Origin of the sequence: Pseudoalteromonas sp. HF66 (genome assembly GCF_011806445.1) — a bacterium.
GTDB classification, from domain to species: Bacteria; Pseudomonadota; Gammaproteobacteria; order Enterobacterales; family Alteromonadaceae; genus Pseudoalteromonas; species Pseudoalteromonas apostichopi.
Genome location: NZ_JAATOU010000001.1, coordinates 360,148 through 375,952 on the forward strand (window position 1 = coordinate 360,148; position 15,805 = coordinate 375,952).

Consider the following 15,805-nt stretch of genomic DNA (forward strand, 5'->3'; position numbering starts at 1 on the left):
AAGGTCGCTCTAGATATGAATGTAAGGCGAGGCTTGGGGGAAGGAGTAGCGTGCAATTGATTTTTGATTATTAAAGCTACGAAACATATAAAAAGTGATCTTTTATAGCGTAAGAGCAGTATAAAGATTCTTTGATCAATATTTGAATCTCAGAATTAATTTATCTGCCTTCTAATTAATCGTTCAACCTAATGTACTTCTAATCACCATTTTTATTTGTACGATGATACAAATATCTTCATGAGTTAAGTTCTTAATTTAAGGAACATATTAAATGTGGTTTACTAATCGTAACCTGTTATCCGAAAATACTTACTTAAAAGAGCAAGCAGCGGAATATGAAAATATACAGAAAGATCTCAAAAAAGAGATGCTGTACTTTTTACTGAGTAAAAATAGCACCATCATTGAAGTTAATGAGCTATTTGCAGCTGCATTAGACTCTAAAGTTGATGAGTTAATAGGGAAAAACTTTAATGATTTGATTCTTAAAAAATCAATTAATAAGCCACATACACAAAAACTACTTTTGGCAATAAATAACTTAAACCACTGGCATGGCGCCTTACAATTAAAAACTAAAACAGATCGTGAATTGTGGCTAAGAAGCATTGCACAACCAATTAATGGTGAGCTAGCCGTTTACTCTGCAGAACTCACAAGAACAATTTCTCAATCAAGAGAAAAAGAAGACATGCTTGCTGCTCTAAGTCGCTCTTCCGCAGTTATTGAGTTTAGCTTAGAAGGCATAATACTCAATGCAAACGACAATTTTTTAAATGCTATGGGTTACTCTCAAAGTCAAATTCTAGGAAAACACCACAGTATGTTTTGTGACCCAAATGAAGTTGAGTCGAGTGCATATAAGCAGCTTTGGTCTGAGTTGAAGCAAGGGCGCTTTATTTCAGACCGTTTTAAAAGGATTGATAGTCGTGGTAATGAGGTATGGCTTGAAGCCTCATATAACCCGATTCATGACGACAATGGTGATTTATATAAAGTTGCTAAGTTCGCGACTGTCATTACTGAGCAAATGAGAAGAGAGCAAGCTATTTCTCAGACTGCAGAGATTGCTTTCGATATCTCAAAACAAACAGACGCAGATGCTGAAAATGGTTTAGAGGTTGTAAAGCAAACAATATCAACTATGAACGCTCTTTCTAAGAAACTCGAAATAGCGAGTGAAAGCATCAATAAGTTAGATGTACAGTCAGCTAAAGTAGCCGAACTGGTTGATAGCATTAAAAGCATTGCAGACCAAACGAATCTATTAGCACTTAATGCTGCAATAGAAGCAGCAAGAGCAGGGGAGCAAGGGCGCGGTTTTTCAGTTGTGGCTGATGAAGTAAGGCTATTAGCATCAAGAACAAGTACCGCCACTGAACAGATAATAGGCGTTGTGACTGAGAATAAAGTACTAACACAAGATGCGGTAACTCAAATTAAGTCTAGCTTAGTAGAAGCAAAAGATGCATTAGAGTTATCTAATAGTGCAGGCAGTGTAATCGATGATATTCAAAAAGGTGCAAAAGAAGTGGTTGAGGCCGTAGGGCAATTTAAAACGAACCTTTAGCTAAAGGGATATAGAATAAGGGAGTAGTGTGCTACTCATTTTTATTTGAAGTAGGCTTGGTAAAAGCCTTGCTAGTATTTCAACTCGTTTTTGGACATAAATGAGTTGGAGTATTTATTCTGTAACGCCCGAATAATGGGTGGATTTTGCTTGGTTACACTTAGCGAAGAATGAGCGCCAGCCAAGCTTTAAGCGTCCCATCCATTATTGCCTTGTTATATGCCGAGTTTTTTGTGGCCGTATATTTTTATGCCACGTTCAGTTTGCTCAAGTTCAAACTCTCCAATTGACTCAAGTATTAAAATAACTCGATCTACGTCCTGTTCAAAATTCATATGAGGTATATTTTCATAACGGGGATCGACACCAACTCTTGGAATTTCGATCCATTCAATTCTTCGGTAAGCAAGTGGCGCGCCTGCTAGCCCACAATCACCAATAAACCTATCCATTAAATCACTTTCGTCGACGAAGCAACTGCGCAATTCATAATCTAAATCGACATACTTCCAGTACGCTTGTTTCAAGGGGATAACACAAAGAGCTGTAAATATCTTCCGCCATTTTGTATTGGACATAAACGAAGCATCAAACTTACGTTTGATTAATTTTTTAAGTGCTTCTTCCATTCTCGCGGGCATGACATTCCTTAGGCATATAACATTTTAGTATTTATGCGACACGCAGTCTGTGCTGCATAATCGCTTGTTGGACTGAGCCGCTACCTGCTCGGTGTGTCAGAGTTGGTGTTGTTTATGCTATGGGAATTTGCTTTTTGGTGGCTCTCTCTTTCCTAGCTAATTTAATCAGCTTAGCGAGTGTTATGTAAGCTTTCCCTGCATTGCTCAGCGCTTATTATGTACTCATTACACCTAAATTTGCCTTAATAAGCAATTATATTTTTTACACGTTTAGAAGCCGCTTACCTGAGCTATTATTAATTGATTATAAGCATTTTCGTTAGCTCATTTTGGGCGCAAAACCAATTTGCAAAATATGCAATTTGCTAACTCGAAAAGGGGCAGAAACGTATTGCACTCTTATGACTGCTGCGGACGCCTACAATCAACTAAGTCACCATAAAACATCTCACTTATCTCATCACATCACTTGCTTCGGTAGATAACCGCTAATGCATTAATTACGTAGCAACTACCAAAAAGAATTCAAACTAATTTCAAGCTTGACCTAGATCAAAGAAAGGTTAAGTGAAGCAATCTATATTACGCGGCTGCAATTTTCGCTGCTTTTTGAAATCTAGATTAGCTTTTAAAGGCAATACTCCATCAGCGTGCTTAAAGGTTTGTCATGGCATTACTCATCAATAACAAATGTATTAACTGTGATATGTGTGATCCTGAGTGTCCGAATGAGGCTATCTATATGGGCGCGAAGATATATCAAATCGACCCTAACAAATGCACCGAGTGTGTTGGGCATTACGATAACCCTACTTGCGTGAGTGTGTGTCCTATCGATTGTATTAAGCCAGATCCAAATCATCGCGAAACGTTAGATGAACTGGCAGAGAAATACGTTAAATTGACCTCTCAAGCTTCTTAGTTAAATCACTTTTCTTAATTCTTTTTACTTATTTTAAAGTGGCGCCCCGTGTTAATTGTTCTACAATTTTATGAACAACAACACGTTAATAAGAAATCAGGGCGTTTTATGTGGTTTAGCAAATCATTACAGGCTGAAATTGATGCGTTAAAGGCGGAACTTTATCCTTTAAAAGATCTTACTTCAGGCATTGATGAAGAGATGCTGGTGCTTAGACTACGTGCTGATGGCACAATGGCCTATATTAACCAGAACTTTTTAGATGAATTAGGCTACTCGCACAATCAGCTAATTGACTCGCCCTTTCAGGATATTATTACTGAACAATGTCAAAATACTGACCAGTTTAAAGATTTAAAAAACACCATTGAAAATCAACAGCATGGAGTTGGGCACTTACAAATAACCCGTTATGACGGCAAACTTGAGTGGCTGCGATTAATTGCTCATCCTGTTCACACAGAGCAAGGGGAGCTTAATTACTTTGCTATTTACGGCACTGTACTTACTGATGCAATTTCTACCTCTCGTGAACAGCGCGACACTATTAATGCTATTTATCGTTCTATGGCGGTTATAGAGTTTGACCTTGAAGGCAAGGTTATTAACGCAAATGAACCGTTTTTAGAGAGTATGGGTTATAAAAAAGAAGAGATTGTCGGTAAGCATCATCGCATGTTTTGTGAGCCAGAACTTACAGAATCTGCTGAGTACGAAAAGTTTTGGCAGCGTTTAAGGCGCGGTGAGTTTGTTGTTGATCGCTTTAAACGTGTTGATCGTCATGGCAATGAAGTTTGGCTTGAAGCTTCATATAACCCAATTTCTAATGATTTCGGTGAGCTTTATAAAGTAATGAAGTTTGCAACCGTGATCACTGAGCAAGTTAATCGTGAGAATGCAATCTCCCAAGCTGCCGAAATTGCATATGGCACATCAACAGAAACCGATAAACTGGCTCAACAAGGGGCTGAGGTGTTACAAAACACCATGACGGTGATGAATGAATTAGCTCAGCAGATGGAACAAGCCGCACAAGAAATTTCTGCGCTTGATAAACAGTCACAACAAATTGCTGCTATTGTGCAAAGTATTAGTAGTATTGCAGAGCAAACAAATTTGCTGGCACTCAATGCCGCGATCGAAGCTGCCCGAGCGGGTGAGCAAGGTAGAGGCTTTGCTGTGGTTGCTGACGAAGTTCGACAGCTTGCATCGAGAACTTCAAAAGCCACAGAAGAAATTGTTGAAGTAGTTAACGATAATCAGTCTCTTACACAAAATACAGTTAAGGTTATAGAGCAAGGAAAGGTAAAAGCCGAGCAAGGTGTCTCATTATCAAATGAGTCAGGTCAAATGATGGAGGATATACAACGTGGCGCTCAACAAGTGGTAGATGCGGTTGGACAATTCGCTAACCAACTTAACCACTGACAAAAAGCCTACACAGCTAGGCTTTTTTAATGCTATTTAATTAAATCATTTCTTATTTTCCCTCAAGAAACTTCCTATTGTCTTGAAAGTTGATATTTACCCAACTTTTTTACGCTAAAATCATCGAACGGTACAGATTAAGTAGTCCTTATAAAGCTACTCTGTGATGATTTAAGTATTTAAGGTGGGATGCTTTATGTTTTTTACCCAGCCATTGAAAAAAAGGATAGCTCAGTTAGAGGATGAATTGTTTAGTGTATCTCAAGTCATAGATACATTAGACAATAGAATGTTTACACTGGAATTAGATAAGGAAGGTCGTATAACATTTGCTAATACACAAGTATTAGCTGAACTTGGTTATACAGAAATACAGCTAATAGGAAAACCTATTCTTGATTTGGTGCCTAATAATGCCAAAACCACAAGGCATTACCTTCATTTAAAACGAGCTATTTTAGACAAATCAGCCTGGGTTGGGGCCGTACAGCTTTTAAATTCACAGGATCAACAAGTTTGGTTAAGAGCATTTTTCCATCCGATTGTGAGCAAGCAACGAGGCTTTGAAAAGTTTTCACTTCACGCCAGTGTACTAACTCGCACAATTGAAACATCGCGAGAAAATAAAGACTTAGTTCAAGCGATAAATCGCTCTATGGCGGTCATTGAGTTTGATTTAGATGGCTATGTTTTAAAAGTGAATGATCAATTTTTAGCAGGTGTTGGTTATACGAAGAACGAAGTTATCGGTAAGCATCACCGCATGTTTTGTGAACCAGCTGAAGCTAATTCAACAGATTATGCCGAGTTTTGGCTTAAATTAAAAAAAGGCCTCTTTATTTCGACACGATTTAAACGTGTAGATAAATTAGGAAAACCAGTTTGGTTAGAAGCGACTTATAACCCTGTTTTTAATGAGCAAGGCGTGCTCTATAAAGTCGTTAAGTTTGCTACTGTGCTCAGTAAGCAAGTAAATCGAGAAATAGCTGAGCTTCAAGCGGTTGATAATGCTTACAATATATCAGCTGAAAACGATAATGCAGCGCAGCAAGATGCTACAGGTTTAGATGAAATGGTCCGCGTGATGAATGATTTAGCAAGACAAATAAAACAAGCAGCAGCTGAAATGACTGAGCTCGATAAGCAATCTCAACAAATGACTGCCATTGTACGAAGTATTAGTAGTATTGCAGATCAAACAAACGGACTAGCACTTAATGCTGCAGTTGAAGCGGCTCGTGCGGCGGCACGAGGTCGCAGTTTAGCTGTTGGTCAGTTTTCACAAAAGATAAAGTGAATTTATCTATGCTTATACTGTGTTTTGCAATAACCACGAGATATATCAGGGTGGCGTAATTTTAAGTGTTTGGTTTGTCGGCCCGCCGCGCGTTTTCGCCAAAGTTTAAAACTAGAGCTTGTTAACTGCTCACGCATTAATGCGATTACGCTTTTTTCATTTAAGCCAAATTGCTGGTTGATTGCTTCAAACGGGGTTCTGTCTTCCCATGCCATTTCGATGATACGAGATATTTCATGTTCTAAGTGCTGCATTACGACTCCTTTTTGTTGCTTATACGTACCTGCAGCAGATTTAGATTATAAGATATCCTGTTGCCAGTGCTCTGCTAAAAAGTCGATGAACGCTCTCACCACATTTTGTTGGAAGTTACGCGACAAATACACCGCCCATAAGTGAGAGCCCATAGTTGTATGCTCTGGCAGTACTTTAACAAGCTCACCTGATGTCAAATAGTCATTGGCGAGATCGCAAGGCAGATGAGCAACCCCCATTCCTTGTTTGGCAGCTTTTAGAAGTACGCCCATATCGTTGGCAACTATGTTGCCCTTAACAGTCACTTTTTGTGTGTTGTCGTCGCGTTGAAATTGCCAAACATTCTGTTTGTTATGAATAAGGCAATTGTGTGCTGTTAAGTCACTTGGCTCATTAATCGTTTGATTTGCTAATAAATAATCGTTAGATGCACACACTGCGGTTGCGATATACATTAGCTTGCGTGCAATGAGTCCTTCATCGGGCTGGTGGATGTAACGCAAGGCTATATCAACGCGGTCATCAACAAGCTGCGATAAACTATCCGAAAGTAAAAGTTCAAATCGAGTCTGTGGATGGCGTTTGGTGAACTCTTCAATGGCATCAAACAGCTTATGTTGTCCAAGCCCAATGGGGGAGGCAACTCTTATGGTACCTACCAATTCGTTGTTATGGCTGTGTGCTCGGCTTTGTAAATCAGACACTTGGTTCAATATTTGCTGGCAATAGCTAAGGGCTTCTTCGCCTTGAAGGGTTAAACTCACTTTGCGTGTTGTGCGATGAAATAACCTTAAATTTAGCCATTTTTCAATATCTTGAATATGCCTAGAAACTTGTAATCGGCTTAAACCTAAATGCTCAGCAGCTTGAGTAAAGCTGCCTGTGCGGGCAACTTCGACAAAGCTAGTAATAGAATTGAGTTTATCCATTGGTATCTTAATATGAAACAATGTGTGTCTATATAGTGTATTTATCAGTAATTAGTGAACAAGTAAACTGCAATCATTGAAACAAACAACGGAGCATTCCTCATGAAATTAGCAGTTATTGGCACAACAGGTTGGATTGGCAGCCACATTACATCAGAAGCACTCGCACGTGGTCATCAAGTCAATGCATTAGTAAGAGACGCAAGTAAAGTAACTCAAGAAAACATCACTGTAACTGAATTTGATTTAACAAAAGACGATATCGCAATTGCAGCTGCAGGTAGTGATGTTGTTATTGCTGCAATTGGTGGTCGTGCTTTAGGTAACCATGACATTGTTGCAAACACAGCAAAGCAATTACTAAACGCGCTTGCAGGTACTGGCACACGCATTTTATGGGTGGGCGGCGCAGGTAGCTTAGAAGTCGCACCCGGTGTAACCCTTGTATCAAGTCCTGACTTTCCTGCTGAATACAAAGCAGAAGCAATTGCTCAAGGCGAGGCGCTTGATGTATTTAGAGCATCAACAACAGATACACCATGGACGTTTGTATCACCCGCAGCGGTTATTTACCCTGGTAATTCAGAAGGCCCATACCGTGTCGGTGGCGATAGCTTCTTTACTGATGCAAACGGCGAAAGCAAAATATCAGTTACTGATTATGCTAAAGCGATGCTTGATGAAGCGAAGTCGGCGGCACATTTAAATCAACGTATTAGTATTGCTTACTAATAGCGAGCCTTTTTTCAGGCTCATAAAATGGTATTCTTTAGCGATGTGTTTAGCTATTTATTTAATTTATGAGCCTGTTATTTTCTATTGCACTTGCAACCATTCCCGCCTTACCTGAAGCCGTCGCTAACAACGCTGTAGCGAAAGTTGTTATTGATGAACAAGCCTACTTCTTAAGTTTTATGGGCTTGAGCTCAGGCAAAGCACATACCGATGTTCACAATAAAGTGTGGGTACTCAAAGTTGGCGATAACGCATGGCAAGCGGCTAAAGCAGTGCCGAGTACATTGCCACTTACTGGTCGCTTGGCGAGTACTGCAGTGGGCGTTGGTAAACATGCCTATGTATTTGGTGGTTATACGGTGAGTGCAGAGCATCAAGAAATCTCTTCACCTGATGTATATCGCTATGATGTGCTCTCTAATTCATATACGCAACTTGCCAATATGCCCGTGCCTGTGGATGACAGTGTGGCGCTCTCATACCAGCAGCGTTATATCTATTTAGTCAGTGGTTGGCATAATGATGGGAATGTTAACCTGGTACAAGTTTATGATACGCAAACAGATACTTGGCAACAGGCTTCGCCGTTTTTAGGTCAACCAGTGTTTGGCCAAGCGGCTGCGATCAGTGGTAATACTATTTTAGTGTGTGATGGTGTAAAAACACAGGCAAATACTGATAAACGTCGTTCTTTTGCTGCAGTTGCACAGTGCTTAAAAGGCACTATTGATGCTGATAATCCTTTAAAAATAGATTGGCGTACCGTGCCACATCCAACAGGGGTTGCCCATTATCGTATGGCTGCAACCAGTTTTAATGGTGACATCTATATGATGGGCGGCTCTGATAATCCATATAACTATAATGGTATGGGGTACGATGGCAAACCAGCGCTAGCGAGTGATCATGTTTGGCGCTTTGATATTGATAAAAACACGTGGCAAGTGATGCCAAAAGCCGATACTGCGAGCATGGATCACCGAGGTTTATTAGAGCACCAAGGAAGTTTGTATCGTCTTGGTGGTATGGACAATAATCAACAAGTGACGGCCGATGCACTTGGTTACAAGGTAAAGTTATCTTTATGAATATACTCTATATTACTGGGGCGGGAGTGAGTGCCGCTAGCGGTATACCGACCTTTCGTGGCGAAGATGGCTTTTGGACCATTGGTAGCAAAAATTACACGCCAATGGAAATGGCAACACGTGCTATGTACGAAACTAATCCACGAGAATTTTTAGCTTGGTATTATCATCGCTTTGCAACGTATCGCCATCACGGTCCCAATGAGGTGCATCATTGGTTGAGTGATAAAAATCTCATTACGCAAAATATCGACGGTCTTGATGGCAAAGCTGGTAACACTGATTTTATTGCTATTCATGGTCGTTTAGATCAAATGACACTGTTTCACCATCAAGGTGACGATGTGATGGCTTTTAATGCGCCGTGGGAAAAGGTCAACGAAGACAACCTACACAACTCGTTGCTTGAGGTGTTTAATATCAATAATGAAAGCCCGATGATTAACGAATCGTTTAAGCCTTACGTGTTGTTATTTGATGAATACTACACTGAACTTTATCGTATTTCACAGGCGCAACAGCGTATGCTCGATGCCGATAAAATCGTCTTTATAGGCACTTCTTTTAGCGTTAATATTACGCAAATGGCACTCGATATTGCACGCAGTCAAGGCATACCGATTGAAGTTGTTGACCCTGATCCTACTCATGTATTTCATCCGAATGTGACATACCACAAGATGACTGCGCTTGAGTATGTTCAGCAGCAAGGGTAAAAATAAGGCGCTTTTATTAAGCACCTTATTTAATTATTACTACTGTTCAGCTTTTGTTGCTGTGATGTTTAACCGGGCTTGTAAGGGATCTGGTAAAAATTCTGCAGTCCCCGACTTATTCATTTGCAGTATAAAAGATTCATCATTTTTATATGCTTGCCATGTCGGTAAGCCTGGGCCATTTGGTGTGCCTAATTTAATAAAATTAGTGACATAACGGTGCATTATTTTAGCAGCTTGCTTATCTTGCTCAGTGGCCACATGCCCATATTTAGCCGCCACAGTGTTAAAAAAGTACGGAATTTCGCTGGCGTGCTCTGCACCGGGTTTATCTAAAGTTTGCGCTACATAACCAAAACGATATAGAAAGGCATCATTACCCATATCTGTCACACGTTTTGCAACGAACCTTGCTGGCTCTTGCATTAAAGCATCTTGACCAACTTGATAATTGAGTAACGGTAACGGAGTGTCGCCATTTGCATCGTAAGTCATTTTGGCTTGTGTGCTGTGAGGGGCAAAGCTTGCGAATAGTGCTTCTTTTGAAGCAAAATTTGCAAAGCCTAAGTCCATATCTGTTGTGCCAACCATTGTTGCAACATGGCTAAATGTACCTTTGTTCAAGCGCGCTTCAGTCGTGGTATTGATAATGGTGCCATCAATAATTGGCCCGCCAACGTAAGTTGAATCATCATTGATTTGTCGGTTCAATGTGCTTAAGTTTAGATTATCAATCACTTCTTCAGCAGATAATTCCCTTAGCGCTGCAAGGGCATTTTCATCACTGCCTAAAATGGTGTGTTGCTTGGCAAAGTTTTTGCCAATTTTTTCAGCGCTTAAGACTGTGTCCTCGTCACTATTAAGTGGCAATTGCTTAAATAGCTCTCGCCCGCCAGCTGACATAATAACCGCTTGTTGGAATAAGCCATTTGCAGCAGGAGTTTGCATCATGGCATGAACCGATGCACCACCTGCAGATTCACCCATGAGTGTCACTTTTGAAGCATCACCACCAAATTGAGCTATATTTTGTTTCACCCACTCAAGTGCTGCAATTTGATCCATTAATGCGTAGTTACCCAATGCGTCATTCTCAAAACGAGTAAGTGCAGGGTGTGCAAAAAAGCCAAATCGGCCTAGTCGATAATTAAAGTTAACAAATATAACCCCTTGTTTAGCAAAGTTCTCACCTGAGTAAACCGCGGGCGATGCACCCCCATTTACAAAGCCACCACCGTGGACCCATACTACAACAGGGTATTGAGTATCACTGTGCTTAGTCGGTGTAAATACATTTAAATAAAGGCAGTCTTCCGAGGGCGTTGTTGTAAGCGGCGCAGCATCTGCTGCAAATGGCTTTTGCATACAGTCAGGCGCGTAATCGTTAAGTACTTTAACACCTTGCCATTTTGGCACTGGCTGTGGTGCTCGCCAGCGTAAGTCTCCCACAGGAGCTGCAGCATACGGAATACCTTTATAAGTAATAAAACGCCCTTGCTGCTGTCCTTGGATGAGCCCACCAGTCACAGCGATATGATCAGATTGAGGCTGTTCTTGGCAGCCTTGCAAAAATACGGCAGAGCCTAATAGTAAAGATGAGTAAAAAATCGATTTTAGAATACGCGATGTCATAACAAAGCCTAGGCTATTTGGATAAGGCTTATAATATTAACATATTCAGATAGTAACAACGAAAAAACCAGCATAGCTACAAGGGGAGGCTATGCTGGTTTTAGTATTTGGCTAAACCACGCGATGCGTTGTTCATTAAAAAGGCCAAACAGACCTTTTATCACTTGGGCAGAAGTGAGCCAAATTAGATTAACCTTAGAAGCGTGTACGAATACCTAGTGTAATACGGCGCTCAAAGATATTTTGAGTGATCACATTATCTGACCACTGTGCGTAAATATCTTCTTTTTCCTCGGTTAAATTACTGACAGATGTATAGATACTGGTATCTTCAGCTAACTCATAGCCAGCATATAAGTCGTAATACAAGGTACTTTTAGTCCAAAATGGCATCACACCATCACCCATTGCTGAGCTTAAGCTATCTAAGCGGTCGCTACGATAGTTTGCTGCTAAACGAAGTTGTAATGGGCCTTTTTCATACCACAGTACAGCATTTGCTGATTTTTCTGAGTTGTCTTGGATTGGTAAGCTTTTGCCATACACATCAACGTTAGCGCTATCACTTGGTGCGTAAGTAAAGTTAAGTGATGTACCTAAACCATCAAATGGCTCTGGTAAGAAATCAAATGCTTGTTGATACGTTAATTCGAAGCCTTTAATTTCACCACCTTTACCATTGATTTCGGTAGTCACAGGTACTTCACGACGAATTACACCGTCAATATCAGGTAAGCCCATCATTACGGTGCCATTTTCAACAAAAGACTCAATATCCATTAAGAACGCAGAGATACTTAATAAACCACTTTCATTGAAATACCATTCGGCTGATAAGTTATAGTTTGTAGCGCGCCAAGGCTCTAGATCAGGGTTACCATTTTGGCGACCTTGAACCGCAACTAGTAAATCAGGACTTACTCCAAGTTCAGCGGCAAGAACATCACCAGCGCGAGTACGTCCAACACTGATACCCCCTGCGAGTTTACCAATGTCCAGCGTTGTCATTGTTTTGCCGTAACCAGCACGTAAAATGAAATCCTCAGTCAGGTTTAAGTTAAAGTTCATCGATGGTAAGAAATCAGAGTAATCACGATTTAGCCATTTTTCTCCTGTTTTTTCACTAGCCGTACATAGTGAACATGGACGCGCTGAACCTAGTTGGTTTTGTAGCATGTCGAGTTCCGTTTTAATGTATTGAGCACCAATATTAGCTGTATAGCTCATATCACCAAGCTCACCAGCAAAGTTGAATTTAAAATAAGCTGATTGAGTTTGCTCTTTTACTTGGTATGTACGAGATGGATTTGCTAAACGTTTATTACCTGGATAAATAGCATTTTGGAAAGCCATAGGATCGTCCATGACTTTTGGATCAATTAAGTAAAAGCTTTGATTAGAGCCACCGGGGCCAAAATTACTAACTTGGTTTACCCAGCCATCAGGTAAATCACTAAAGAAGTTAGTATGGCCAAGGGTTAAGTCACCACCTGCAACACTTTTTTCGCCATCACCATTGGTGTCACCTAATGAGGCACCTGAATCTTTCCACATAACGTCTGCGCTTATGTCGCCAGTTGTAAATGGTGCCACAAGAATATAAGTTTCTCGCTCAACATCGCGTTTTGATGCTCGAATACCAAAATCAACGTTAGTTAGATGCTCTGTTGAAAATTCGTAACGACCATCGATACGTGCTACATCAAGTGTCGCTTCTTCTTCAAAGTTATTTTCTGAATATGTAGATACTAGGTTGTATTGATTGATATCACTTCCAAAGCCTTCTTCAAAACCAAGGGTGATGTACTCACCTCCACGAGAAAAATCAACCGCAACAGAATCAGGACCAACACCGTTAGGATTTACAGGTGTCGCGCCTGTACCATCATTTTTCAGCAAACCATGTTGTGCGCCTGAGGTTAAATAACCGTGGGCAACATTCTCAGTATGACCTCGTTCAGCACTACCATGAATATAGCGAAACTCGCCTGAAAGTGGGCCATCACCTTGATATTCAAATTGCATACTTACGTTAGTTGATTCGCGATCATTCGTTAAGCTCTCTGAATAAGCACTTACCCGACGAGCCAAGAATGTTGCATCATTTACTGTATATATTTGACCACCTTGGTCATTATCTAAGCGAGGAATGAAGCTATCTGAATACGCCCAAATATCGCCACGAGCATTGTCGATCATCATGCCTTGTTTTCTATCAGCATCATCCATGTTGGTATAAAAAATATCACCGGTAAATGTCACTGCGTCTGAAATTCGATATTGAACTGTGGTGTTTAAGCCTAAACGTTCTCTCTCCGTTTCACGGTGCATCACACCATAAAATCGTTGGCTGTAGAAACTGTCATTTAGATCACCGTCACCGTTAAAATCGCGAGTAGTCTCATCTTTAACTTCGCTTGATGTCAAAATTGTACCGTTTCGGTAGTTAGCAAGCGTGCCTTCATCGTAAGCAGCAGTAAAAATAATCCCAAAGTCATCGTTGTTATAACCCGCAAAAGCAACCACTTTTGGATCAGTTTCTTCTGAAAGGCTGCCACGAGTGGCCTCTCCAGTGAATGAGAAGGTAGTACCTTGCTCTAAATCGAATGGTCTGCGTGTTTTTAGATCTAGAGTGCCAGAGATACCGCCTGCTAGCGTATCTGCTTGAGGTGATTTAAGTACATCAATACCTGAGAGTAGCGCTGCCGGTACGTCGGTAAAGTCAGGTTGTAACGTGGTAATTGAACCTGCACTTAAAAACTGTTCGCCATTTAACAGCGTTGTCACTTGCGGCATACCGCGAACATTGATGGTTGAACCTTCCCCCGCCGAGCGACGAATTTGAATACCTGGAATACGTTGTAAAGTATCTGCGATCGTTACATCGGGTAATTTACCAATGTCTTCAGCGGTGATTGAATCCATTACACCAGTACTAAAGCGTTTGTTATTTATATCTTGCTTGTTACTGGCTGCAATACCTCGGACTTCAATGGTTTCGATTTCTTCATTTGTTAAAGAGTTTTGATCTGCAGCAATCGCATTGAAGCTGGTATAACCGCAAATAACAGCAGCAACGGCATTAGCCGTGATACTGCGACTCAGTTTATGTTGGCGACGGGTTTGAGATTTCATTTTTAACGTTCCTCATCCTGTTTATTTTAGGGTAATTATTATTTTCTGTTAATTTGTAACACGTATTGACTGTGTGTGTGTTATTAATTAACATTAGATTTAACAAAATTGCAATAACAATTACATTAAAAGCGTTATATTTTTTGTTTGATTTTTAAACTATCGCCATTAACTGATTGATTTATAAACAGGCTTTTGAAATGGAAAAATTTAGTGTCGCAAACCTAGAAACAGTAAATCGAGCTAATAAAGGGCTTGGTAATTACCAAAAACTATCTTCATCAGGTTGGAATGTCGCTAAGCAAGATGTCAGTTTGCCTTGTTTATGCCTGTATGAATCACGCTTAATAAATAATATTCAGTGGATGGCTGACTATACAAAAAAAAGCCATGTTCTTTTTGCACCGCATGGTAAAACAACGATGACTCCTGCAATTTTTAAAAAGCAATTAGCTGCAGGGGCTTACGCGATAACGGTCGCAACAGTTGCCCAATCACATGCCGCTGTAAAGAGTGGTGCAAAAAGAGTGCTAATGGCAAATCAATTAGTTGGCCGTGCTAATTGCCAGCAATTAGATGAGTTGCTTGCTGCTAACGACATAACCTTTTATTGCTTGGTTGATAACCTAGATAATATACGCATGCTTGGCGAGTACTTTGCTAACACTAAGCATACGATTCATGTGTTGATCGAGCTTGGTGTGCCGGGAGGGCGCTGTGGCGTTGTTGATAGTAAAGAGCTGACATTATTGGTTGCTGAAATAGCTAACTATCAATCGCTTGCATTGGCTGGCATCGAAGTTTATGAGGGAGTGCTATCGCAAACTGAAGCGGTAAGTCAGTTCCTCGAATATGCAGTCGCAACGTGTAAGCAATTAATTGCTGATAACGCATTTGACACACAACAAGTGATGATTACAGCGGGGGGATCAGCTTACTACGACTTAGTGTGTGAGGCATTTCATCCCGAAAAACTGACTCAAAACATGGTCGCTGTGCTTCGTCCGGGCTGTTATGTCACTCATGATCAAGGTATTTACGAACAAGCACAGCAGCAAATTTTAGCGCGAAATGAATTGGCATGCTCTTTAGAAACTGAGCTTACCTCATGCTTAGAAATTTGGGCGTATGTGCAATCAATACCTGAACCGGGTCGAGTGATTATTGGTTTTGGTAAGCGAGATGCTGCATTTGATGCGGGATTTCCAATTCCTTCACTACTGGTTGATCAAAACGGGCAAGTAAGTAAAGCAGATCCCACTTGGAAGATAGAGAAAATGATGGATCAGCACGCAATGATGAAAGTACCACTCGATTGTACACTTCGAGTTGGCGATATTGTCGCATTTGCTACTTCACATCCGTGCTTAACATTTGATAAGTGGCGCTACATCAATGTGATTGATGATAGCTACAACGTAGTTGATGTGGTCGAAACTTATTTTTAGGAGATA

Annotated in this window: 13 protein-coding genes; 8 read left to right on the forward strand and 5 right to left on the reverse strand. The window is 40.6% G+C overall.

The annotated features are described in order from the left end of the window. The first annotated feature begins 274 nt into the window (after positions 1 to 274). Positions 275 to 1,573 (forward strand): PAS domain-containing methyl-accepting chemotaxis protein, encoded by a 1,299-nt coding sequence (locus HCZ11_RS01505; RefSeq protein ID WP_167657436.1) that lies wholly within the window; start codon positions 275 to 277, stop codon positions 1,571 to 1,573. A gap of 215 nt (positions 1,574 to 1,788) precedes the next feature. On the opposite strand, the gene HCZ11_RS01510 is transcribed toward HCZ11_RS01505, so the two are convergent. Then, positions 1,789 to 2,214 (reverse strand): DUF6678 family protein, encoded by a 426-nt coding sequence (locus tag HCZ11_RS01510; protein ID WP_167657437.1) that lies wholly within the window; start codon positions 2,212 to 2,214, stop codon positions 1,789 to 1,791. A gap of 667 nt (positions 2,215 to 2,881) precedes the next feature. Between HCZ11_RS01510 and HCZ11_RS01515 the strand changes: the two genes are divergently transcribed. The 3 genes from HCZ11_RS01515 (at position 2,882) to HCZ11_RS01525 (ending at position 5,861) form a co-directional block, all read left to right on the forward strand. After that, positions 2,882 to 3,136, forward strand: a complete 255-nt coding sequence (locus HCZ11_RS01515) for a YfhL family 4Fe-4S dicluster ferredoxin (protein ID WP_054562570.1) — start codon at positions 2,882 to 2,884, stop codon at positions 3,134 to 3,136. A 108-nt stretch (positions 3,137 to 3,244) separates the two neighbouring features. Beyond that, on the forward strand, positions 3,245 to 4,564 hold the full coding sequence (locus HCZ11_RS19755; protein WP_167657586.1) for a PAS domain-containing methyl-accepting chemotaxis protein: 1,320 nt from the start codon (positions 3,245 to 3,247) through the stop codon (positions 4,562 to 4,564). 289 nt (positions 4,565 to 4,853) lie between these two features. Then, on the forward strand, positions 4,854 to 5,861 hold the full coding sequence (locus tag HCZ11_RS01525) for a PAS domain-containing methyl-accepting chemotaxis protein (RefSeq protein WP_167657438.1): 1,008 nt from the start codon (positions 4,854 to 4,856) through the stop codon (positions 5,859 to 5,861). Positions 5,862 to 5,863: 2 nt separating this feature from the next. Here HCZ11_RS01525 and HCZ11_RS01530 read toward each other — a convergent pair whose 3' ends face one another. Further along, positions 5,864 to 6,115: a TIGR03643 family protein gene (locus HCZ11_RS01530; RefSeq protein WP_130052834.1), complete on the reverse strand. Its 252-nt coding sequence runs from the start codon at positions 6,113 to 6,115 to the stop codon at positions 5,864 to 5,866. 45 nt (positions 6,116 to 6,160) lie between these two features. Further along, on the reverse strand, positions 6,161 to 7,045 hold the full coding sequence (locus HCZ11_RS01535; protein WP_167657439.1) for a LysR family transcriptional regulator: 885 nt from the start codon (positions 7,043 to 7,045) through the stop codon (positions 6,161 to 6,163). 102 nt (positions 7,046 to 7,147) lie between these two features. Between HCZ11_RS01535 and HCZ11_RS01540 the strand changes: the two genes are divergently transcribed. From HCZ11_RS01540 to HCZ11_RS01550, 3 genes are all read left to right on the forward strand, one after another. Continuing rightward, positions 7,148 to 7,777, forward strand: a complete 630-nt coding sequence (locus tag HCZ11_RS01540; protein ID WP_167657440.1) for an NAD(P)-dependent oxidoreductase — start codon at positions 7,148 to 7,150, stop codon at positions 7,775 to 7,777. A gap of 68 nt (positions 7,778 to 7,845) precedes the next feature. After that, positions 7,846 to 8,868: a kelch repeat-containing protein gene (locus tag HCZ11_RS01545; RefSeq protein ID WP_167657441.1), complete on the forward strand. Its 1,023-nt coding sequence runs from the start codon at positions 7,846 to 7,848 to the stop codon at positions 8,866 to 8,868. Next, positions 8,865 to 9,584 (forward strand): Sir2 family NAD-dependent protein deacetylase, encoded by a 720-nt coding sequence (locus tag HCZ11_RS01550; protein WP_167657442.1) that lies wholly within the window; start codon positions 8,865 to 8,867, stop codon positions 9,582 to 9,584. Before HCZ11_RS01545 ends, HCZ11_RS01550 begins: the two co-directional genes overlap by 4 nt. Before the next feature lie 39 nt (positions 9,585 to 9,623). Here HCZ11_RS01550 and HCZ11_RS01555 read toward each other — a convergent pair whose 3' ends face one another. Both HCZ11_RS01555 and HCZ11_RS01560 read right to left on the reverse strand, forming a co-directional pair. Next, a complete protein-coding gene (locus tag HCZ11_RS01555; RefSeq protein ID WP_167657443.1) occupies positions 9,624 to 11,216 on the reverse strand; it encodes a carboxylesterase/lipase family protein in 1,593 nt (530 codons plus the stop codon). A 195-nt stretch (positions 11,217 to 11,411) separates the two neighbouring features. Then, on the reverse strand, positions 11,412 to 14,351 hold the full coding sequence (locus HCZ11_RS01560; RefSeq protein WP_167657444.1) for a TonB-dependent receptor: 2,940 nt from the start codon (positions 14,349 to 14,351) through the stop codon (positions 11,412 to 11,414). A 200-nt stretch (positions 14,352 to 14,551) separates the two neighbouring features. Here HCZ11_RS01560 and HCZ11_RS01565 point away from each other — a divergent pair, with 200 nt between their 5' ends. Beyond that, the gene (locus HCZ11_RS01565) at positions 14,552 to 15,799 is read left to right on the forward strand and encodes an amino acid deaminase (RefSeq protein WP_167657445.1); all 1,248 of its coding nucleotides are present in this window, start codon (positions 14,552 to 14,554) and stop codon (positions 15,797 to 15,799) included. The last annotated feature ends 6 nt before the right edge of the window (positions 15,800 to 15,805 follow it).

Bases quoted from the DNA above. Each gene is read 5' to 3' on its own strand.
- HCZ11_RS01545 (WP_167657441.1), top strand. From the start codon at position 7,846: ATGAGCCTGTTATTTTCTATTGCACTTGCAACCATTCCCGCCTTACCT.
- HCZ11_RS01535 (WP_167657439.1), bottom strand. From the start codon at position 7,045: ATGGATAAACTCAATTCTATTACTAGCTTTGTCGAAGTTGCCCGCACA.
- HCZ11_RS01515 (WP_054562570.1), top strand. From the start codon at position 2,882: ATGGCATTACTCATCAATAACAAATGTATTAACTGTGATATGTGTGAT.
- HCZ11_RS01550 (WP_167657442.1), top strand. From the start codon at position 8,865: ATGAATATACTCTATATTACTGGGGCGGGAGTGAGTGCCGCTAGCGGT.
- HCZ11_RS01565 (WP_167657445.1), top strand. From the start codon at position 14,552: ATGGAAAAATTTAGTGTCGCAAACCTAGAAACAGTAAATCGAGCTAAT.
- HCZ11_RS01510 (WP_167657437.1), bottom strand. From the start codon at position 2,214: ATGCCCGCGAGAATGGAAGAAGCACTTAAAAAATTAATCAAACGTAAG.
- HCZ11_RS01555 (WP_167657443.1), bottom strand. From the start codon at position 11,216: ATGACATCGCGTATTCTAAAATCGATTTTTTACTCATCTTTACTATTA.
- HCZ11_RS01525 (WP_167657438.1), top strand. From the start codon at position 4,854: ATGTTTACACTGGAATTAGATAAGGAAGGTCGTATAACATTTGCTAAT.
- HCZ11_RS01560 (WP_167657444.1), bottom strand. From the start codon at position 14,351: ATGAAATCTCAAACCCGTCGCCAACATAAACTGAGTCGCAGTATCACG.
- HCZ11_RS01505 (WP_167657436.1), top strand. From the start codon at position 275: ATGTGGTTTACTAATCGTAACCTGTTATCCGAAAATACTTACTTAAAA.
- HCZ11_RS01540 (WP_167657440.1), top strand. From the start codon at position 7,148: ATGAAATTAGCAGTTATTGGCACAACAGGTTGGATTGGCAGCCACATT.
- HCZ11_RS19755 (WP_167657586.1), top strand. From the start codon at position 3,245: ATGTGGTTTAGCAAATCATTACAGGCTGAAATTGATGCGTTAAAGGCG.
- HCZ11_RS01530 (WP_130052834.1), bottom strand. From the start codon at position 6,115: ATGCAGCACTTAGAACATGAAATATCTCGTATCATCGAAATGGCATGG.